At 62.2% G+C, this 21,309-nt stretch carries 15 protein-coding genes; 7 read left to right on the top strand and 8 right to left on the bottom strand.

Annotation, left to right across the window (positions count from 1 at the left end; translation table 11 throughout):
• Positions 1-154 precede the first annotated feature (154 nt).
• The 4 genes from ACJA3S_RS25050 to ACJA3S_RS25065 all read right to left on the bottom strand — a co-directional run bounded on the left by ACJA3S_RS25050 (position 155) and on the right by ACJA3S_RS25065 (position 5,733).
• A complete protein-coding gene (locus ACJA3S_RS25050; protein ID WP_406820357.1) occupies positions 155-2,569 on the bottom strand; it encodes a S8 family peptidase in 2,415 nt (804 codons plus the stop codon).
• A gap of 24 nt (positions 2,570-2,593) precedes the next feature.
• Positions 2,594-3,577, bottom strand: a complete 984-nt coding sequence (locus ACJA3S_RS25055) for an AAA family ATPase (protein WP_050703253.1) — start codon at positions 3,575-3,577, stop codon at positions 2,594-2,596.
• Between the two features lie 798 nt (positions 3,578-4,375).
• Positions 4,376-4,744, bottom strand: coding sequence for a response regulator transcription factor (locus tag ACJA3S_RS25060; RefSeq protein WP_406820358.1), 369 nt, complete (start codon positions 4,742-4,744; stop codon positions 4,376-4,378).
• The gene (locus ACJA3S_RS25065) at positions 4,741-5,733 is read right to left on the bottom strand and encodes a response regulator (RefSeq protein ID WP_406820359.1); all 993 of its coding nucleotides are present in this window, start codon (positions 5,731-5,733) and stop codon (positions 4,741-4,743) included. The genes ACJA3S_RS25060 and ACJA3S_RS25065 overlap by 4 nt, the downstream gene beginning before the upstream one ends.
• Before the next feature lie 239 nt (positions 5,734-5,972).
• Between ACJA3S_RS25065 and ACJA3S_RS25070 the strand changes: the two genes are divergently transcribed.
• Positions 5,973-11,021, top strand: coding sequence for an AAA family ATPase (locus ACJA3S_RS25070; protein WP_406820360.1), 5,049 nt, complete (start codon positions 5,973-5,975; stop codon positions 11,019-11,021).
• A 139-nt stretch (positions 11,022-11,160) separates the two neighbouring features.
• Here ACJA3S_RS25070 and ycaC (ACJA3S_RS25075) read toward each other — a convergent pair whose 3' ends face one another.
• Together ycaC (ACJA3S_RS25075) and ACJA3S_RS25080 are read right to left on the bottom strand one after the other, a co-directional pair.
• On the bottom strand, positions 11,161-11,787 hold the full coding sequence (gene ycaC, locus ACJA3S_RS25075) for an isochorismate family cysteine hydrolase YcaC (protein WP_170033724.1): 627 nt from the start codon (positions 11,785-11,787) through the stop codon (positions 11,161-11,163).
• A gap of 72 nt (positions 11,788-11,859) precedes the next feature.
• Positions 11,860-12,222 carry a helix-turn-helix domain-containing protein gene (locus ACJA3S_RS25080; protein WP_170033726.1) on the bottom strand — a complete coding sequence of 121 codons (363 nt, stop codon included), beginning with the start codon at positions 12,220-12,222 and terminating at the stop codon, positions 11,860-11,862.
• A 181-nt stretch (positions 12,223-12,403) separates the two neighbouring features.
• Between ACJA3S_RS25080 and ACJA3S_RS25085 the strand changes: the two genes are divergently transcribed.
• The 3 genes from ACJA3S_RS25085 (at position 12,404) to ACJA3S_RS25095 (ending at position 16,180) form a co-directional block, all read left to right on the top strand.
• Complete coding sequence (locus tag ACJA3S_RS25085; RefSeq protein WP_406822311.1) at positions 12,404-13,381, top strand: GlxA family transcriptional regulator; 978 nt, start codon at positions 12,404-12,406, stop codon at positions 13,379-13,381.
• A gap of 237 nt (positions 13,382-13,618) precedes the next feature.
• Entirely contained in the window at positions 13,619-15,406 is a 1,788-nt protein-coding gene (locus ACJA3S_RS25090) for a monovalent cation:proton antiporter-2 (CPA2) family protein (protein WP_406820361.1), read from the top strand.
• Positions 15,407-15,601: 195 nt separating this feature from the next.
• Positions 15,602-16,180, top strand: coding sequence for a PBECR2 nuclease fold domain-containing protein (locus ACJA3S_RS25095; protein WP_406820362.1), 579 nt, complete (start codon positions 15,602-15,604; stop codon positions 16,178-16,180).
• Positions 16,181-16,375: 195 nt separating this feature from the next.
• Here the strand turns inward: ACJA3S_RS25095 and ycaC (ACJA3S_RS25100) are convergent, their stop codons facing one another.
• Positions 16,376-17,005 (bottom strand): isochorismate family cysteine hydrolase YcaC, encoded by a 630-nt coding sequence (gene ycaC, locus ACJA3S_RS25100; RefSeq protein WP_406820363.1) that lies wholly within the window; start codon positions 17,003-17,005, stop codon positions 16,376-16,378.
• A gap of 280 nt (positions 17,006-17,285) precedes the next feature.
• Here ycaC (ACJA3S_RS25100) and ACJA3S_RS25105 point away from each other — a divergent pair, with 280 nt between their 5' ends.
• On the top strand, positions 17,286-18,197 hold the full coding sequence (locus ACJA3S_RS25105) for a LysR substrate-binding domain-containing protein (protein ID WP_186684071.1): 912 nt from the start codon (positions 17,286-17,288) through the stop codon (positions 18,195-18,197).
• Here the strand turns inward: ACJA3S_RS25105 and ACJA3S_RS25110 are convergent.
• Entirely contained in the window at positions 18,158-18,316 is a 159-nt protein-coding gene (locus tag ACJA3S_RS25110; RefSeq protein WP_406820364.1) for a hypothetical protein, read from the bottom strand. The two genes, ACJA3S_RS25105 and ACJA3S_RS25110, sit on opposite strands and share 40 nt — an antisense overlap.
• Before the next feature lie 78 nt (positions 18,317-18,394).
• Here ACJA3S_RS25110 and ACJA3S_RS25115 point away from each other — a divergent pair, with 78 nt between their 5' ends.
• Positions 18,395-19,657, top strand: a complete 1,263-nt coding sequence (locus ACJA3S_RS25115; RefSeq protein ID WP_406820365.1) for an OprD family porin — start codon at positions 18,395-18,397, stop codon at positions 19,655-19,657.
• Between the two features lies 1 nt (position 19,658).
• On the top strand, positions 19,659-21,257 hold the full coding sequence (locus ACJA3S_RS25120; RefSeq protein ID WP_406820366.1) for an MFS transporter: 1,599 nt from the start codon (positions 19,659-19,661) through the stop codon (positions 21,255-21,257).
• Positions 21,258-21,309: the final 52 nt, after the last annotated feature.

The following is a 21,309-nucleotide window of genomic DNA, read 5'->3' on the forward strand; positions in this document are numbered from 1 at the left end:
AGCTTATGTGGCTACTCGCCGAACGAGTAGCCCCACACCACCCCTCAACGGGACGCCGAATGGTCGAACTGAAGATCACGATACCAGATAGTTCAAGCGCCGAGGTCAGTGCAGGGCAAGCTTTAATGATTATTCGTTGAGCCGCGTAGAGTGCCTACAATGCCGCCCGCTGACGCGCTTCTTCCCGTGCCTGAAGCTGCAACGCGAGCTGGGCTTGGATTTCGGTGTACAGCTGAGCTTGCTCGTTGTCGCGGTCAGCTACCGTCACCACAAGCGCATAGGGCTCTTTGTCTAGAACGTCCTGATGGTTCCACTCTCGATCCTGACGGATCACGACGACAAACCATTTCTCCGTAGGGTTGCGCTGCTTGAAGGTCCATCTGGACGATTGCACGGTGCCGCGGCTTCTCAACTGAGCGGAGATATCTCGGTTCTGCTCGGCATCATCCCTACGGGTTTCATTCTCGTCTTGCTTGTCCTTGTTGAAGTAGGCCTCCACCTCATCCAGTGAAGCCCCCTTGACCAGACGGAAACTGATCTGAGTTGCTAGGTAATCCAGACGTGTAGTTCGCACAGCTGGCGAATACGCCAGAGTGACGCTCAATTCCCTTAGCCCCCTGGTCTTACGGAGATAGGTAGCAGGAAGCGGCAGCTCAAAAAATTGACACGAGTCCTTTTCAATACTTTCTTCACACATCAACACCACGCACTGATCCGAGGATCTGAACAAGTCGCTCTCACTCACCTGTCCGTATCCGCCGACATCACGAGAAATCTCACGGTTGTAGGTGGCCTTGTTGGTTTTGTATCCCTTCCGCATCTCGTCAGAGAAGGTGCTTTCCACCTCACTCGACAGCGAGGCATGGTTCACAAGCATTGCTCGAAGAAGATTGGCTGAAGCCTCTGGGTATTCGTTTAGCAGCCGACCTGCCAGGTGAGTGATGTAAGGAGCAGAGAAGCTAGTACCACTGATTTCCTTGAACAGCGTATTGCCTTGGAACTGATGGTTCATGGTCAGCACGCCCAGACCGCGCATATCGGTCTTCCACTGCTGATCCTTGTAATGCACCGGACACGCCAGGTTACCGCCATGGGCTACCAGCTCAGGCTTCAAAGCGCCTTTTACTGATGGGCCATGCCGGGTGAACGGCGAAGGCTGGTTCTCCGATGCGGGCGACAGCTGGTGGATTTCAGGATGTCGCTGACTATCGAAAGTGGCGTCATGTCGGGAAATGCTGCCCACGGTGAGCACATTCAACGCAGGTGCAGGGTCAATGATGACGCTGCGCTCGTGCAAGAGATATTCGGGGTACTCCTCCCGCCAGCTGTTCAAGGGCACCGGCGGCTCCTCAGAACCGGTGAAATTGCCGGTTGAAACGACGAATAGCACGTTGTGTTTGCGAGCGAGCACATCGAGGATATAGGCCAGGCCTCGGATGTGTGTTCCGTCGTAGGGGGCATTACTGTTCCCCAACGACAAATTGAAGATCCGGCACCCCAGATCTACGAAGTGCTCCACCGCCTCTGTCAACGTCGCCTCTACCGTGTGCTCGTCATACACGGCATTGCTGGTGTCTGGACACTTGCGCATGACCTTGCCGTTGTACAGCCAGAACTGGGGATGCCAGAAGTTGCTTCGATCGCATGCCTCCACATCACCATAAAGTGCAATGCCGGCCACGGCGGTGCCATGGCCGGCCTCGTCGAAGGCGTCCTGATCAGCAACGAACGATTCGCTTTCCGCTATGGCCGAACGGAGCAGTGGGTGGTTGGTATTGATACCGCTGTCGAGGATACAAACACGCGCCGCATCTTCAGGAGGCCGCGGGATGTTCGCTGGAATGTCGACAATGTCGCGGTTCAGCTGGGGATAGGAAATACCGGTCTGAGGAATTAGGTCGACCAAGCGCACGTCACTATGCTCCAGCAACATCTCCGCGTGAGCATTGTTTACCTCGACGCGGTACATCACCAGGCTGTCGAAATTTAGCTTGTGGATAGTCTTAATGTCGACCTCACCCAGCCACTTCTCAAATGCTGCGCAAAGGCGAATGCGTGCAGGGTGATTGGCTACATGATGCGGCCACAGCTCTACATCCAGCTTGAACGTTTCGTCATCTGGCAGGCCAATGTTGCGCAAGGCCCAGCTCTTTCGGTCCTCGGCAGACCACGCATCAATAACCTCAATGGCCTCAAGGATCTGCTTGTAGCTGACACTCTGTCCGAGCACGCCCAGCCTGCTTAGGTGGTCTTGGAAAATGGCCAAGCCCGCTTCAGTCGCGAACACCACGCAAACCTGCTTGCCTTCCTGACTGATGAACTCCAACCCATGCTTCTGGAGATTCTCGAAGGTCAGGGCCCCGTCGTACTGCAGCTTGAACACAAACGGGGAATTCTCAGCAGACTTGTGCTGCTTCGCTGCGAGACCTGCCGCTGTTGCGAAGTAACCATTGAGCTTCTGCCCATGACCGCGCAGGTCATCACGCTTGGTGAACTTAGGCGGATTTTTCGTCCGACGGCGGTTGTCCAGGTTCTCGCGCTCGAAGCTGAGGTGCTTGTAAGTTGCCAATTCATCATCCTTGATAGCAGCGGTTTAGTGCTTTCGAAGTCCCTCTCGCACCAGTGCATTACGCAGCTCTTTGACGGTAAGGAACTCTTGGTTCCGCAATATCATACGCTTAACAGCCCGCCGAACAACACGTTCAACATCCGCACCGCTTTTGCCATCGAATTCTTTCAGTAATTCGGCGTCATCTAGCTCGAACTGGCGGCGAATACCCCGCAGCTTGAGCTGCAACAATGCTGTCAGTTGTTTACGATCGGGCAGCGGAAACTCAATAGCGTCATCAAATCGACGCCAAATTGCCGAATCGAGAATATTTTCATGGTTGGTTGCCGCCAGGATCAGGCTCTGCCCGTCATAGGCATCCATCATCTGCAAAACGGCATTAACTACGCGCCTGAGCTCACCGTGCTCACCGCTATCGCCGCGCTCTTTCCCAATGGCGTCAAACTCATCAAAAAGAACGACCAATTGATGTTTGGCGATGAAATCGAAAACCTTCCGCAAATTGGCTGCTGTCTCACCCAGGAAAGAGGAGACCAACGCATCGAGACGGACAATGGCAAGCGGACGATCCAGTTCGAAGGCAATGACCTCCGCAGCCAAGGTCTTACCACATCCGGGCGGGCCAAAGAAAATCACTTTGCCTGACGGCTTCATGCCATAGCTGCGCAGCACGTCTGATCGGCGATGTTCCTCCAGCATTTCCTCGATCATCGACGCACTGCTCTCGGGGAGAATGATCTCCTCCAGCGATCGCTTGGGAGGTCTGATGTCGAGCAAAGGGAGCCCACGCTCCTTGTCTACGGGGATGTCTGCAGCAAACTGGGGCTTTCGGGCAGACTGAATATGCATATCCCCGCCATAGAGGATTTGCTCTAAATCGTTTGCAAGTAAGTGATGCTGCTTTTGGCGCTCTTCTTCGATAATAGCTTCAGAGGCACGGCGGAACGCCGCCTGGTCTCCGATCGCCCCCGCCTTTAAGAGCTGCCTAAGTATTTTTCCGTTCGCCATTTGATATGCCCTGCCATAAGGTTGTTTCTCAGAGTCGTCAACTCATGAAACCAATTCTTGCCCTAAGCAGTACAACTAACAGGCTGAATCATTGCGAGCTAACATTTTTAGGACTCCATTCCATTTAAAGTGCTAAGCAGTAAAAAGCCATTGCACTAAGCCATGCGTAAGATTATCGCTTATGGTGGCTTTTTGTCCAGTATTTCTCCAGCGATTCCTAGGTTTTCTTCCACTAGTCGACGAGTGGCAGCCAACTTGTAAACCCCGCGCTTTAGCCTGCCGTGGTAGACGGCAAACCGAGGAGGCGAACATCGGCAGGGCGACTAATCACCTCACCTTTAATATCAATAAATTCCTCGCAACTAACTTATTCTGAGGAGCAAGTGATCGACAACTTCTATTGATCGAGCGCATTGCAGCTTTCACCACTCTATCGCTCATATCAAGCCTTTATTCTTAAACCCGAGACAATCTAGAAGCAGGAATTAAGCAGCCATCAACGCGATGGCAGATATGCGGCACCCAATACTGCTGATGCTAAACTAACCAATTGCAATTGAAGTGTATATGTCAGTTTTAAGCCTGGATACCGACCTTAGGTATACAATCTTGAACCACACGCTCAAGGCTGAGCGAGCCATTCCAGACGCTGGATGCGCTTGAACGTTTCGTAGATAGAAATTAGGTCGCCCTGAGCCATTACTTCAACAGGAGAGCGGCCTTCAAAGAAGGGATTGTCATTAAATTGATTGTGCAGGTGTGCTGAGTCGACTGCAGTATTGGTGCGGAGCCCGCGCGTCATCGGCTAGCGGCGAGTGCCTGCTCTACCGCCTTGAGCAACACCTCTTCAGAAAACGGCTTGCCCAGGCAGGTCAGCGCCCCCTGGCCCATCACCGCCTGCACCGAGCCATCATCCCAGTGCGCCGACATGCAGATCACCGGCAAGCGCCAGCTCCGCTGCGCCAGCTCACGCTGTACCTCCAGCCCGCTCATGCCCGGCATCTTCAGGTCCAGCAACACACACCCCGCCTCGCCCGCCAGTGGCGATGCCAAGAAGGCTTCCCCCGCGGCAAACGTCAGGGTCTCGAAGCCCGCCGAACGCAGCAGGTTGGCCAGGCTTTTACGCACCGACGCATCGTCGTCGACGATGCACACCCCTCTGCTCATGCGCCGCCCAGGCCCTCAGGTCGTGCTCCGAGGACGTTGTGCATGGCCACCAGCTCAACGAGCGAGCGGGACTGCATCTTGTTCATGATGTTCTTCTTGTGCACCTTGGTGGTCACCTCGCTGGTGCCGATCTGCCGGGCGATCTGCTTGTGCGACAAACCGCCGACCACCAGCGAGAACACCTGGCGTTCACGCTGGGTCAGGCGCTGGTACTTTTCCTCGACCTGCCGCGCGTGGTGCCACTTGCGTCCCTCGGTCACGGCACGGCTGCGCACCGCCTGCAACAGGGTCAGCAACTGGTCTTCCTCGAACGGCTTGGTCAGGAATTCCACCGCCCCGGCACGCATGGCCTGGACGGTCATCGGAATGGTGCCGAAGCCAGTCATGAACACAATCGGCCAGGGCAACGCCAGACGGCGCAGTGCCTCCTGTACCTCCAGGCCGCTGGTGCCGGGCAGGTGCATGTCCAGCAGCAGGCAGGCACAGGGCGTTTCCAGGCAGGCTTCGAACAACGCCTCGGCACTGGCAAACAAGTGATGCGGGATGTCCTGCGAGCGCAACAGGCGGCCCAGAGCAGTGCGCACTGACGGGTCGTCATCCACGACCAGCACCGGCACCTCCAAGCGCTCACCAAGCGGCTCGACGGTCTCGACCACGCTGCGCAGCAATGCCTTGCTCATCACCTGGCCTGGCACTTCGAGGCTGATTTCGGCGGCCAGGCGATAACCTCGACGCGGCACGGTCTGGATCAGCCCACGGTCACCAAAGGCCTTGCGCAGCAAGGACACCTGCACCTGCAGGTTATTGTCCTCGACCACCGTGCCGGCCCACACCTGGCTGAACAGCTCTTCCTTGCCGACGACCCGGCCGTTGGCCCTGATCAAAGTGGCCAGCACCTCGAACGCACGCCCCCCCAGCAGGATCGGCTTGCCGTCGACAAAGACTTCGCGCCGCTCCAGCGACACCTGGGCATTGCCTATTCGGATCATGGCTTCCTCGCGCGGGCACGGGCGTTTTCGCTGCCTGGGCAGCCTAGGCCAGCGTACGCGTTCAGACAATTATCCCGAGGGATAGGTTGGCTTGAGGACTATACAAAAGCCCGCCAGCCCCAAGGGGACGATAACGGACAACAGCGTGCCCGTTCCTGCCAAGCAAGCTGCAACCCGCATCCTTGCTGGGCTCGCTGCGTATACTCGCGCCTCAGGATGTCGCTAGCCGGGGGTGCTCTATGCTCGATGAACGCCTTGCCCACAGGCCCATCGATTACGACCAGTCAATCGATGAGGGCTGGCTGAACCGATGCGAGATCAGCGCACTGGGCCAGGAAGGTGAGCTCAGCTACTTCCGCCTGCGCGACCCGGCTACCCACCAGGCCTGGATCGCCGTGCGCGCCCCGCTCGAGGCCCCCACTGCCTGCCAGCGCCTGGAACGTGACTACCGCCTGCAACTGGACCCGCAGTGGGCGGTGATCCCGTCGGCATTCGTGCGCTCGGCCGAAGGCCCGCTGCTGGTGTATCCGGCTGGCCGCTCAGTTGCCGACCTGATCGCGCAAGGCCCGGTGGCGCTGACGCCGTTTCTCGACATCGCAGTGAATGCAGCCCATGCACTGGCGCTGGCGCACGAACGCAATGTACTGCACGGCGCGCTGCAGCCCGAGCACGTGTGCCTGGGTGCCCAGCAGCGGGTACGGTTGGGCTTCTTTCGCGCCGACCCGGCACAGCGGACCAGCGAACAGGGTACCCCGCTCGGCAACTGGGCCTACCTGGCACCGGAACAGGTTTGCCCGCACGGTAGCAGCAGCGACCGCCGCAGTGACATCTATGCCCTGGGCGCAATCCTCTACCAGCTATTGCTGGGCGAGCTGCCCCTGGCCGGGCGCGACACCCAGCACTGGCGCCAGCTGCATGCCGGCGTACAGCCGCGAGCGGCCTGCGATGTGAACAGCGACGTGCCACCCCCCCTCAGCCTGATCCTGGCCAAGGCCTTGGCCAAAGAGCCGGACGCCCGTTACCAGAGCGCGCGCGCCCTTGCAGTGGACCTGGCTCACTGCCAGCGGCAGTGGGCCGCCACGCAAGCCATAGCTCCCTTCACTCCAGGCTGCGCCGACCCGGTCGCGCCCAGCCGCGCACGCCTGTATGGTCGCAGCGCCGAACAACAAGCCATCGCCCAGCTGCTCAAGGCCATGCGCCGCGACAGCAGGCCACAGGTACTGCTCGTCAACGGTGCTGCCGGCATGGGCAAGTCGAGCCTGGTCGAAGCCGCACTCAAGGCCGACGTCGAGGGCTACCGGGCCGTCGGCAAATGCAACAGCCTGGCCCAGGCCGTGCCCTACACGCCCTGGGTTGAAATCCTCGGTGCGCTGACTACCCAGTTGCTGGCCACCAACAGCCAGGACCTCGACACCCTGCGTCGCGAGATCCTGCGCCGCATCAAAGGCCATGGCCGCCTGCTCGGCAAACTGGCGCCGGACCTGCAACTCATCCTCGGCCCGCTGCCACAACTACCGGCCAAGCTCACGCGCCTTGCGCTGCACAAGGAACTGCACGCGATCATCGAATTCCTGCAGGTGTTCAGTCGCCCCGGGCAACCGCTGGTGTTGTTCTTCGACGACCTGCAATGGGCCGACGACGCCAGCCGGCAATTGCTGGCCCAACTGCTGGCTGACGCGTCCGATAACCTGTTGCTGATTTTCGCCCGCTGCAACGACGCGCCCGCCAGCAGCGCGCCGCTGGCCATCCCCGCAGCGCTGCGCAGCACCACGCTGAGCCTGCAGCCGTTGGCTGTGGAGGCGGTGACCGAGCTGATTGGCGAGCGCTACCACGTCGCCACCGAGGACGCGTTGCCGCTGGCCGAACGGGTGCACGACAAGACCGCCGGCAATCCGTTTTTCATCAACCAGATCCTCAAGGCCATGGTCGAAGACCAGCTGTTCACCTTCGACACCCAGGCCATGCGCTGGTCGTGGTCGCTGCAGGCCGTGGCCCGACATTGCTACGCCGACAATGTCGCCGACCTGATGGTGCAGCGCCTGGCGCGCCTGCCGGCAGCGCAACGCGAGCTGTTGCGGGTCGCCAGCGCGGCGGGCAGCCGCTGCGATGAACGCCTGCTCCGGCAGGTGCTCGCGCAGCCGCCAGGCGAACCGTTGAAAGCCTTGATTGGCGCGGGCTTCCTGCAACCGGGCCAGAACGGCCTGAACTTCACGCATGACCGCGTGATGGAAGCCGCTTACGCGCTGACCGCCGAGCACGAGCGTCCCTCGCTGCATGCCCGCATTGCCCTGGCCATGCGCAAGGTTTGGCCAGGGCACCTGCACGAGGTGCTGTTCGAACTCGCCAGCCAGCTGCAACGCGCCAGCCCATGCGGGTTTGCAGCGGATGACTGCGAAGCGTTCCTGCAGCTTTTACGCGAAGCCGCAGCACGCGCACGCGACGGCGGCGCCTTCGAGCAAACCGCTGACTATCTGCACACCGCCGAGCAGTTGCTGCACCACTGTGCCTCGCTGGAAAGCCGCGCCACGCATGGCTTTGCCATCGCCTGCATGGCGACCGAGTGCGACATCCAGCTATCGCGGACGGGCAGCGCCGAGGCGCGCCTCACCGAGTGCCACCAGCGCGCACGCTCGTTGCTGGACCAGGCGCGGGCGTGCCGGCTGCAGGCGCTGCTGCAAACCCTGCGCGGCGACTATCAGGCGGCTATCGACAGCGCCCTGTCCGGCTTGGACTTGCTTGGTATGAGCCCGGTACGGGGCGTCGATTGGCAACAGGTCGAGGCCAGTCATGCCCAGGTACAGGCTTTGGTCGAACAGCAAGGCCGACATTGCCTGGAATCGCTGCCGCGCACCGACTCGGAGGAGGTAACGGTTGCGATCAGCCTGCTGGCCACGCTGTCATCATCGTTTTTCGTGAAGGATGACATCTGCTTCCTGCACCTGGCCAAACTCATGGAGATATCGCTGCTGCACGGCGTTGCCCCAGGCAGTACCTACGGCATGGCCTGGTATGGGGTGATGATTGCCGAGCGGTTCGGCGCCTACCATGACGGCCATGCCTGCTGCCTGGCCGCGCTCAAGCTGATCGAACGGCACGGTTTCGAGGCCGACTTGACCAGCGTGCTGCTGGCCCTGGACCAAGTCAGTGCCTGGACCTCGCCCATGGAGTTCGCCCGCCGCACTGCGCTGGATGCGGTCGATTCGGCGCGCCTGAGCGGCGACCTGGCAATGAGCTGCTATGCCTGCAACCACCTGGTTTCCGACTCGCTGTTCATGGGCCGCTATCTGCCGGAAGTGGTCGACGAAGTGGCGCAAGGCCTGGCCACCGTGCGCCGCCACGGCTACCGCGACGTAGAACAGATCCTGCAAGCTCAGCAAGCGTTCGTCGCCACCCTGAGCGGCATGCCCTGCCCGGCCTCGGCCACCTCGTCGAAATCGCCCACCACGCGGTTCTTCCAGCACCTGTTCAGCGGCATGGGCGCCTTCTACATGGGCAATATTGCGCAGGCCATGCGCAACCTGGCACTGGCCGCTGACAACGCGTGGGCAGCACCGGCGCATATCAACCTGGCTGACTGCCATTTGTTCCGCGGCCTGGCCCTGGGCAGCCCGGAGGCACCCGGCTGCCAGGCCGACAAGCTGCGCGAGCTGCAGGCCGTGCGTGAACGCTTCAGCCGCTGGGCCGGCTTCAACCCGGCCACCTTCCGCAACAAGCTGCTGCTGATCGAAGGCGTGATCGCCAAGCTCGAAGGCGACGGCCTGGCCGCGATCCGCTGCTTCGACCAGGCGCAGATCGCTGCCACCACCGCCGGCTTCATCCATGAGCAGGCGCTGGCTCATGAACAACTGGCCGAGGTGTGCATCCCCAACGGCCTGATTTCTGGCGCCAACCTGCACCTGCGTATCGCCCGCGACTGCTTCCATATCTGGGGCGCGACCGGCAAGGTGCACCAGCTGGAGACGCTGCACCCGTTCCTGCGCACCCAGCCAATCCAGGAGACCTATCGCGCCACCCAGCAGGCCAAGCTGGACCTGGAAGCCGGCATCGAAGCCGCGCGCGCGTTGTCCGAGGAAGTGCTGCTCGAAGGCCTGATCGAAACCCTGATGGGCCACCTGACCCAGCACTCCGGCGCCGATCATGGTGCGTTGCTGATCGTCAGTGGCGCCGAGTTCCAGATGGCCGCCCTCGCCTACATCGACGATGATGGGTTGCACGTGAGCATGGACAATTGCCAGAAGTTCATGACCCAGGCGCCGCTGTCGGTCATCAACGCCACCATGCGCACCCGCAAGCCGCTGGTGCTCAACGATGCGCTCAGCGATTGCCCGGAGGCCTTCCGCCAGCAGTTGCAGGCGCGCAATGCCCGCTCGGTGCTGTGCCTGCCACTGGTAATCCAGGGCGTGCTGATCGGCCTGGTGTACCTGGAAAACCGCCTGGTGCCGAACCTGTTCGGCAGCCAGCGCCTGGCCATGCTGGAAATCCTCGCCTCACAGGCAGCGGTGTCGCTGCAAACTGCCAAGTTCTATACCCGCCTGGCCGAAGACAACCAGACCCGCGCCCAGATGGAAGCCGAACTGCGCCGCTCGCGGTCCGAGCTGGCGCGCAGCGCGCACCTGCAGGTGATGAACGAGCTGTCGGCATCCATCGCCCACGAAATCAGCCAGCCGCTGCTGGGTATCGCTTCCAACGCCGCGGCCAGCCTGCGCTGGCTGAAACGCGCCAAACCCGACCTGGAAGAAGCGATTGCCGGCCTGGAAGACATCCGCAATGACAGCGAACGAGCCGCCAACATCGTGCGGGCGCTGCGGGCGCTGGCCAAGCAGTCGCCGATGCAACTCAAGGCGGTGAAGCTGGACGAGCTGATCCGCGAGGTGGTGCGCCTGACCTCGGCCGATGCCACCAGGAGCCGGGTCGACGTGCAGACGCAGTTGCAGGCCGGGGTGTGCTTGATGGCAGACCCGGTGCAGTTGCAACAGCTGGTATTCAACCTGATCACCAATGCCCTGGAGGCGTTGGCGGGGTATCGCAGCGATGGGATGCTGCGGATTGCCTCGGCACTGGTCGAGGATGGCGTGGAGATCTGCGTCGACGACAACGGGCCGGGGATCGCTGCGGCCGAGCGCCAGCGTGTGTTCGATGCGTTTCATACCACCAAGACCGGTGGCATGGGCATGGGTTTGGCGATCTGCAGCTCGGTGGCCCAGGCGCACGGCGGGCAGTTGCAGGCGCTGGTGTCGCAGCTGGGTGGCTGCCGGATTCGTTTCACCCTGCCGGTGAATCCTTCCTAGGCTCTGTACGAAAAGTCTTGAGACGCAGGTCAGGCTGTTCTCAACGCAGCATGAACAAGTATCAAGGCTTTTCGTACAGAGCCTAGCCTGTACCGGCCCCTTCGCGGATAAACCCGCGATGGGCCGGCGCAGGTCTGCATCAACGCGAGCTCAAGGCCGCATAGCTGTTCATCAGGTTGCGGTAGTTGGGGATGCGCTGCGACAGCAGGTTGCCCAGCCCTTCGATGTCGTTGCGCCAGTCGCGGTGCAGCTCACAGGCCACCGAGAACCAGTTCATCATCTGCGCACCCGCCTGGGTCATGCGCACCCAGGCTGCCTGCTGCACGGTCTCGTTGAAGGTGCCCGAGGCATCGGTCACCACGAACACTTCAAAGCCTTCCGCCAGCGCCGACAGGGTCGGGAAAGCCACGCACACATCGGTCACCACACCGGCGATGATCAGCTGCTTGCGGCCAGTGGCCTTGATTGCCTTGACGAAGTCTTCGTTGTCCCAGGCGTTGATCTGGCCTGGGCGGGCGATGTACGGCGCGTCCGGGAACATTTCTTTCAGCTCGGGCACCAGCGGGCCGTTCGGGCCTTGCTCGAAGCTGGTGGTGAGGATGGTCGGCAGGCCGAAGAACTTGGCCAGGTCGCCCAGCGCCAGCACGTTGTTCTTGAACTCGTTGGGCGAGAAATCCTGTACCAGCGAGATCAGGCCGGTCTGGTGGTCGACCAGCAGCACCACGGCGTCGTCTTTGTTCAAGCGCTTGTAATCGGGTTGGCTCATGGGGGTGACTCCTTGGGTTGGGATAACGGGCCGGCACTCTCCGCAGGGGTTATACCGGCGGATAGCTTCGGCTTAAGAAAGTACCTGCGCCTGACGCCAGGCCTTCGGCGGCTGGCCGACCAGACGGCTGAAGGCGCGGGTGAAATGGGCCTGGTCGCAAAAGCCGCATTCCAGGCTCACGTGGGTGATGGGCGCCTCGGTGGCGAGCAGGCGCTTGGCCTTTTCCATGCGCGCCAGCAGGCGCCAGGCCTGGGGCGACAGGCCGGTAGCTACTTTGAACGCGCGGGAGAAATGGCTGCGGGTGAGGTTGCATACCGCGGCGATCTCGATGATCGACAACGGGCTGTGCAACATCAGTTCCTTGGCCCGGCGCAGCCGCGCGGGCGTTAGTGCGCCGGGGGTTTGCAGCGGCGCTTCGGGCGTCCCAGGGTGCATGGCGACTCTCCTGTTCAATGGCAGGAAGTCTCGCCCCCGGCGCATGACAAAGTCCTGAGCCAAACCTGAATAGTTGTTAATTGTGCGCTGCTGGCCCAGGCTGTTTTGCCGATACCTTAAGATGCGTTTCGTATTCAGCTTCCGGCCGCTGCCAGTGGCCGGCATTCAAGGCGAAAGAGGCATGCAGGAAAAACCCGCCCACCGCACCGTGGCCATGGTGCTGTTCAACGATGTGTTGCTGCTGGATGTCACCGGCCCCATGGACGCATTCGCCATTGCCAACCGGTTCCTGCCGGCAGAACGGCAGTACCGGCTGCTGACCTTGGCCGAGGGACCAGCAGCGGTGCGTGGTTCATGCGGCCTGAAAGTGATGGCTGACCGGCGCCTGGAAGACCTGCCGGAATCCGTCGACCTGCTACTGGTGCCAGGCGGCCCGGGGGCCTATGACATCGCCCTGCCCGGGATCGAGCGCTGGCTACCCCAGGCCGTGCGCCGGGCCAGGCGCTTCGGCGCCATCTGTACCGGGGTGTTCCTGCTGGGGCGGGCCGGGCTGCTGGATGGCTATCGCTGCACCACCCACTGGAACTACGTGGAGCGCCTGGCAAAGGCGTTCCCCGAGGCCAAGGTCGAGACCGAGCAGATCTACGTGATAGATCGCTGCCTGATTACCTCGGGCGGCATCACCGCTGGCATCGACCTGGCGCTGGCGGTGGTGGCCGAGGACCATGGCAAGGCGCTGGCCCTGGAAGTGGCCAAGGTGCTGCTGGTCGCTCGCCATCGCCAGGGCGGGCAGACACCCTATGGGCCACTGCTGGCGGCTGTACCACGGGACGATTCGCCGATTGCCCGAGTGCAGGCGTATATCGTCGACCATATCGAGCAAGCCTTCACCGTACAGAAAATGGCAAACCTGGTGGCCATGAGCGGGCGCAACTTTGCCCGGACGTTCCTGCGCGAGGTCGGGATCACGCCGCTGCAGTACCTGCAGAATGCGCGCATCGACCGGGCGCGCAAACTGCTGGAAGGCACCGACCTGCCCTTGAAGGTAGTGGCGGCGCAGTGCGGGTTTGGTAGTGACCGGCATTTGCGCAAGGTGTTCTGCGAGCGGATTGGCATGACGCCTGCGCAGTATCGGGCGCAGTTTGGTGGCGGTGAATAGTCGGATCTGCGCTGCCTTGTTCGCGGGCATGCCCGCTCCCACAGCGATAACACCGGCCTCAGGGGCAGTGTTGTACCTGTGGGAGCGGGCGTGCCCGCGAAGAGACCACCGCAGGTTGTCATCTGTGCCGGGACAATGTTTCTCCGCAATAGCAGATTGTCCGACTCCATCACAACCCCCAGAATTGTCCGCCAAACTGGTCTAACGCTGCCCCGGCAGCTCATGGAGTACGAGCCAATGCCACACGAAGGCAGCCTTCTGCAAACCGCCGTGATCTTCCTGCTCGCCGCGGTCCTCGCCGTCCCCCTGGCCAAGCGCCTGCAGCTGGGGGCCGTGCTCGGCTACCTGCTTGCCGGGGTAATCATCGGCCCGCAGGCACTTGGCCTGATCCGCGACACCGAGAGCGTGGCGCACATTTCCGAACTGGGCGTGGTCTTGCTGCTGTTCATCATCGGCCTGGAACTGTCGCCCAAGCGCTTGTGGCTGATGCGCAAGGCGGTGTTCGGTGTCGGTACCGCCCAGGTGCTGCTGACCGGCGCAGTGATCGGCGCCATCGCCCTGTTCGGCTTCAGCCAGACGCTACCGGCAGCCATCGTGCTTGGCCTGGGCCTGGCCTTGTCGTCCACCGCCCTCGGCCTGCAGAGCCTGGCCGAGAGCAAGCAGCTCAACGCGCCACACGGCCGCCTGGCGTTCGCCATCCTGCTGTTCCAGGACATTGCCGCGATCCCGCTGATCGCCCTGGTCCCGCTGCTGGCCGCCAGTGGTCCGGACACCAGCGGTGGCGACAGCCTGGAGCATGGCCTGAAGGTGTTCGCCAGCATCGCCGTGGTCATCGTTGGTGGCCGTTACCTGCTGCGCCCGGTGTTTCGCACCGTGGCCCGCACGCGCCTGCCGGAAGTGTCCACGGCCACCGCGCTGCTGGTGGTAATCGGCACCGCCTGGCTGATGGAACAGGCTGGTATCTCCATGGCCCTGGGTGCCTTCCTTGCCGGCCTGCTGCTGGCCGACTCGGAATACCGCCACGAGCTGGAATCGCAGATCGAACCGTTCAAGGGCCTGCTGCTGGGGCTGTTCTTCATCAGCGTCGGCATGGGGGCCAACCTGCGCCTGCTGCTGGAGATGCCGCTGGTGCTGCTGGGGCTGACCCTGTTGCTGGTGGCGGTGAAGCTGGTGCTGCTGATCGGCGTCGGCCGCCTGGCCGGTGGCCTGAGCAGCGCCAGTGCGCTGCGCCTGGGCATGGTGCTGGCCGCAGGGGGCGAGTTCGCCTTCGTGGTGTTCAAGCTGGGCAAGGACCAGGGCCTGTTCGACACTCAGACCTACGACCTGCTGTTGATGACCATCACCCTGTCGATGGCGACTACCCCGCTGCTGATGATTGGCTGCGCCCGCGCCCTCAAGCGCCCGCAAGCGGTGCGTGAAGTGCCCGAGCAGTACAAGCAGATCCAGACCGACACGCCACGGGTGGTAATCGTCGGCATGGGCCGCATGGGCCAGATCGTCGCGCGCATCCTGCGCGCCCAGAAGATCCCGTTCATTGCCCTGGAAACGTCGGTGGACACCATCGAGATGACGCGCATGTTCGAACAGGTGCCGGTGTTCTATGGCGATCCGCTGCGCCCTGAGGTGCTGCATGCGGCCAAGGTGGGTGAGGCGGAGTACTTCATCATCACCATCGATGATCCGGAGGCCGCCATCCATACGGCAGAGCGGGTCAAACGCCTGTACCCGCACCTGAAAGTGCTCGCCCGAGCGCGTAACCGCCAGCATGTGCACAAACTGGTGGATGCCGGTGCCGAACCGATTCGCGAGACGTTCTACTCCAGCCTCGAGATGACCCGCCGGGCATTGGTGGGGTTGGGCTTGAGCGACGAGCAGGCGGCGGACCGCATCGAGCGGTTTACCCAGCATGACGAAGAGGTGCTGGTGGCCCAGGGGCAGGTGCGCGATGACCGGGCCAAGGTGATGCAGACGGCCAAGGAGGCGCGGGTGGAGTTGGAGCGGTTGTTTGCTTCGGATGCGGATTGAAGAAAGACGCATAAACATAGGAAGAGGGCTCAGCCCTCTTTTTTTTTGCCTCGCGATAGCGGGACGGCTGGAACCCCATTTAGGAAACGCCCTACAAGACGAGTCACTCCCCGTCTGATTGTTCGAGGAAACCCTTCTCCCTAGGCTCACTTGCCGCCATCGCGTCAGCGACACTGATCGCAGCCAGGTATTGCATTGAGCCCCAACAACCCAGTCGCGAAGATCGCCGAGAACAAAGGCCAGAACACTTGGCTGGATGAAAAACTACCGGACCTCAGAACGCTTGCACGTGAATTACGTGCCCAGGCTATCGAAGAGCTGGCTGCTGCCGATTCGCATGACTCCGCAATTGAACTCGCTGCACAGTATCTGGGCTTGGATACAGATAAAGCCGGTGTTGTAACTGTCAAAACGCCAATGGGTGATGTTCGGATTCAGCGGAGCTGTCTCTATCACATCTTCGAAAAGCGGCAAGACGCCCGGGAACGCTATGTGAAAGTAGCGCTGGATACGCTGCTCGGACCATTTGAGATCTGGCAGGTCGCCTACACCAATCGCACCCACAGGCTGGCTTTCATTGGCGTCTACGAAACCAAGCGGCAGATGCTGGTGGTCGTGACGCTCGATAGAGGCAAAACGCTGTGGAATTTCATGCAATGCGATGCAAAGGCACTGAACAAGCATCGCCACGGTAAGCTGCTTTACAAGCGGTACACCTTTCTGGCGAGCAACGAAAAGGGCCACTGTCACCAGTGGCCCTATGTCTGTGCTTGATATTCATATACACACCCTCAAGCCGGGGTGTGGAGGTCTCACCCGACGCTGATGATTCAGCCATCGACGGGGTTCCTACACCAGCTAATACCGCTGAATGGCAGCTGGTTTCGCGCTCAGGTGAAACGCTAGCAACACTCTTGGCCCTAGTCAACGATGGCCTCCGGCAGAGGCCATCCATCAAGTTACTTGATGTTACCTACCCGCAGTCAGCGCGTTGTAGCTGGTAATCAGATTGCGATAGTCCGGAATATGGTTGGAGCACAGCGCCGCCAGCCCTTCAATGTCGTTGCGCCAGTCGCGGTGCAGTTCGCAGGCCACGCCGAACCAGGTCATCAGCTGTGCACCGGCCTGGCTCATGCGGTCGTGGGCAGCGTCACGGGTCAGGGCGTTGAAAGTGCCGGAGGCGTCGGTCACCACGAATACGTCGAACTCTTCTTCCAGGGCCGACAGCGCCGGGAAAGCTACGCAGACCTCGGTCACCACGCCGGCGATGATCAGTTGCTTCTTGCCGGTGGCCTTCACGGCCTTGACGAAGTCTTCGTTGTCCCAGGCGTTGATCTGGCCTGGGCGGGCGATGTACGGGGCGTCCGGGAACAGCGCTTTCAGCTCGGGTACCAGCGGGCCGTTGGGGCCTTGCTCGAAGCTGGTGGTGAGGATGGTCGGCAGGTTGAAGAACTTGGCCAGGTCGGCCAGCGCCAGCACGTTGTTCTTGAACGCGTCCGGCTCGATGTCGCGCACCAGCGACAGCAGGCCAGCCTGGTGGTCGACCAGCAGGACAGCGGCGTCGTCTTTGTTCAGGCGGTTGTAGGTGAATTTGCTCATGGTCTGTGCTCCTAAGGGTTTATGAATTTTTCAGCATTTCGAGGTGTTTCGCGTTGATGGGCACAGATTAAAATCACCACCGTTAGGGCGGTAGATAGCAGAATTTGGCTTTAGCGTTCTAATTTATGAACGATGGATTTGCAGGGGGCTGTGCCAGCCCTTCGCGGCTGAAGCCGCTCCTACAGGGATCGCGCCGGATCTGGACCTGCGCCGCGCCTGTGGGTGCGGCTTCAGCCGCGAAGGGGCCAGCACAGGCAACCACATGCCTGGAGACCGATCATTGGAAGACCTCAACTCGCTCTACTACTTCACCCAGGTAGTCGAGCACGGCGGTTTCGCCCCGGCCGGGCGAGCGCTAGACATGCCCAAGTCGAAGCTCAGCCGGCGCATCGCCGACCTTGAAGACCGCCTGGGCGTGCGCCTGCTGCACCGCACCAGCCGCCATTGTTCGCTCACCGAGATCGGCCAGGCCTACTACAACCGCTGCCTGGCCATGCGCGTGGAAGCCGAGGGCGCGGCGGAAATCATCGAGCGCAACCGCAGCGAACCGCGCGGCCTGGTACGCATCAGCTGCCCGACGACCCTGCTCAACTCCTGGGTCGGGCCGATGCTGACCCGCTACATGCTCAAGTACCCGCAGGTGGAACTGTTCATCGAGAGCACCAACCGCCGCGTCGACCTGCTGCACGAAGGTTTCGACGTCGCTCTGCGGGTGCGCTTCCCGCCACTGGAAAACACCGACATGGTGATGAAGGTGTTGAGCAACAGTACCCAATGCCTGGTCGGCCAGCCGCAGTATCTGGAGCAACTGCCCAAGGGTTTCGACCCGCAGCTGCTCGGCACGCTGCCCAGCCTGCACTGGGGCAGCGCCCAGCGCGAATACCACTGGGAGCTGTTCCAGGGTGAGGACACCAGCCACAGTATCGTCATCCCGCATACGCCGCGCATGGTCACCGACGACCTGTTCGCACTGCGTCATTTCGTGGTCGCCGGCGTGGGCATCGCGCACTTGCCGCGGGTGGCCGTGCGCGAGGACCTGGTGGCCGGGCGGCTGGTGGAGCTGTTGCCGGGTTGGCACCCACGCTGCGGCATCGTGCACGCGATCTTCCCGTCGCGGCGCGGTTTGCTGCCCTCGGTACGGGCCTTGATCGATCACTTGGCCGAGGAGTTCGCCATCAGCGACATGGCTTGATTGTCCCGCACCAGCATGTCCACCAGCAGTGGCAGCACCACGGCAGCGGCCGCCACGGCAAACCGCACGCCGTAGTGGCCACCGCTGGCGGCGAACAGGCGTAGCCGGCACTCGCCCACCTGCCCTCCAGCACACCCTTACAAGACCCCTGGCCTATCCTTCATCCATAGTCCCGGATCATCCCCGCTGGAGCCCCCATGATCCGCGCCAACCCCGGACCAGGCCGCGTCCTGCTCGCCACCCTTGCCCTCTGCCCGCTGCTCAGCCAGGCCGACGAAGCTGGCTGGTCGTTGCTCAGCCGCAATTATTTCCTGCACAGCGACTTCCGCTCGCCCTCCGCCAGCGGCCAGAACTACCGCCAGGAATGGGCCCAGGGCTTCATCGGCGACATCCGTTCCGGCTTCACCGAGGGCACGCTCGGTGTCGGCATCGATGCCCACGGTTTTCTCGGCCTCAAGCTCGACGGTGGCCGCGGCCATGCCGGTACCGGCCTGCTGCCGCGCGACAGCGATGGCCGTGCCGAGCCCAGCTATTCCAGTGCCGGCGCCGCACTCAAGCTGCGCCTGGGCGACACCCAACTGCGCTACGGCGAGATGACCGTGGAAACCCCGGTGTTCGATACCGCCGACAAACGCCTGCACCCGGAATACGCCACCGGCTGGTTGCTGGAGAACCGCAGCCTGCCCGACTGGCACCTGCAGGCTGGTCGCTTCACCGCCTTCAACAACCAGGACAACAGCGCTACCCATGATGATTTCAGCGGCTACGGCGCCAGTACCGACAACCGCGCCATCAGCCTGGCCGGCGCCACCTTCACGCCCGCAAGCCCATTCGGCGCTGCGCTGTACGCCGGGCAACTGCAGGACACCTGGCGCCAGGCCTATCTCAACCTGAACCTTGCCGAAGGCAACTGGCGCCTGGACGGTAACCTGTACAAGACCCGCGACACCGGCAACGCCAGCGCCGGGGCGATCGATACCCTCGCCTACAGCTTGCTGGCCAGGTACAGCTTCGGCGCCCAGGCGCTGAGCCTGGGCTATCAGAAGATCGAAGGCGACACCCCGTTCGACTTCGTCGGTGGCGACTCCATCTACCTGGCCAACTCGATCAAGTACGCCGATTTCAACGGCCCCGGCGAGCGCTCATGGCAAGTCCGCCATGACCTCGATTTCGCCACCCTCGGTGTGCCCGGCCTGAGCCTGATGGGCCGCTACGTCAGCGGACGCAGTATCGACGGCAGCCACGCCCCGGCGCGCGGCGCCTACGTAGGCCAGTATGGAGAGGGCGGCAAGCATTGGGAGCGCGACATCGACCTGAAATACCTGGTGCAGTCGGGCGCCGCCAAGGACTTGAGCCTGTCGCTCTCCCATGTCAGCCACCGCGCCAACCAGGCCCAGGCCGGCGATGACATCGATCGCCTCTACCTGATCATCGAATACCCACTCAAAGGCAGCTTCTGACATGAGCACATCCCCTTCAGGCGCCTGGAGCCCGTTGCGCAACACCACCTTCCGCATGCTGTGGATCGCCACCATTGCCTCGAACATCGGCACCTGGATGCATGAGGTGGGTGCCGGCTGGCTGATGACCACGCTGTCGGCCAGCCCGCTGCACGTGGCGCTGATCCAGGTGGCCGGCTCGCTGCCGATGTTCTTCCTGGCCCTGCCGGCCGGCGCGGCGGCGGATATCGTCGACAAGCGCCGCTACCTGTTGCTGGTGCAACTGTGGATGGCCGGCGTGGCCGCTGTGCTGGCGGCCCTGACCTTGCTCGGGCTGATGAATGTCACCTTGCTGCTGGTACTGACCTTGGCGCTGGGCATCGGTACGGCACTGATGATGCCGGCGTGGAGCGCACTGACACCGGAGCTGGTGGGCAAGCAAGACCTGGCCAACGCAGTGGCGCTTTCCAGTGTCGGCATCAACGTGTCCCGCGCCATCGGCCCGGCATTGGCGGGGGTGGTGGTGAGCCTGGTCGGCCCGTGGCTGACCTTTGCCCTGAATGCCGTCTCGTTCGCCGGCGTGATCCTGGTGTTGTTGCTATGGAAACGCGAGGTGAAGGAGCCACTGCTGCCGGCCGAGCGTTTCGTTGCTGCCATGCGCACCGGGCTGCGCTTTGCCCGCAGTGCCAAGCCGTTGCAGGCGGTGATGCTACGCGCGCTGGCGTTCTTTTTCTGCGCCAGTGCCGGTACTTCGCTGCTACCGCTGATCGTGCGTGGCGAGATGCGCGGCAGCGCAGCGGATTTCGGCTTGCTGCTGGCGGCCATCGGGATCGGCGCAGTGGCTGGCGCCACCTTGCTGCCACGCCTGCGCGAACGCATCAGCCGTGACCGCCTGGTGATGCTGGCCAGCCTGCTGTATGCCCTGTTCCTGTTGGCCCTGGCGCTGGTGCGCAACTTTTATGTGCTATTGCCGGCGATGCTGCTCAGCGGCGCGGCGTGGATCGCGGTGCTGTCCAACCTGCAAGTGGCGGCGCAGACCTCGGTGCCGGCCTGGGTGCGGGCGCGGGCGTTGTCGGTGTACATCCTGATCTTCTTCGGTGCCATGGCCGCTGGCGGGCTGCTGTGGGGCACGCTGGCCAGTCATGCATCGATCACCTTGAGCCTGCTGTTGGCCGCAGGCGGGCTGGCCTTCGGCACCTTGCTGACCTGCAGGGTGACGCTGCCGGAAACCGAAGCCGAAGAGCTGACACCGTCGCTGCACTGGCCGGTGCCGGTGCTGAGCGATGACCTCGACCAGGACAACGGGCCAGTAATGGTCACCGTCGAATACCATATCGAACCGGCCAAGGCCTCAGCCTTCCAGCGGGCCGCGCGGGAACTGGAGGCGATGCGCAAGCGCAATGGCGCATTGTCCTGGGGGTTGATGCGCGACAGTGCCGATCCGGCAGTGTGGCTGGAGTTCTTTTTTGAAGAGTCGTGGCTGGAGCATTTGCGGCACCACCACCGGGTAACTCGGGGTGAGTTGAAGATCGAGGCCCGAGTGCGGATGTTGCAGACCGATGGGGTGGAAGTGAAGATCCGGCATCTGTTGGCTGGAGGTGAGCACAAGGCTCACCATTGATGTTGGCTTTTCCGGCCTCTTCGCGGGCTCGTCCGCTCCCACAGGGATCGCA

This window comes from Pseudomonas sp. KnCO4, from assembly GCF_045344305.1.
Lineage (GTDB): Bacteria > Pseudomonadota > Gammaproteobacteria > Pseudomonadales > Pseudomonadaceae > Aquipseudomonas > Aquipseudomonas anuradhapurensis.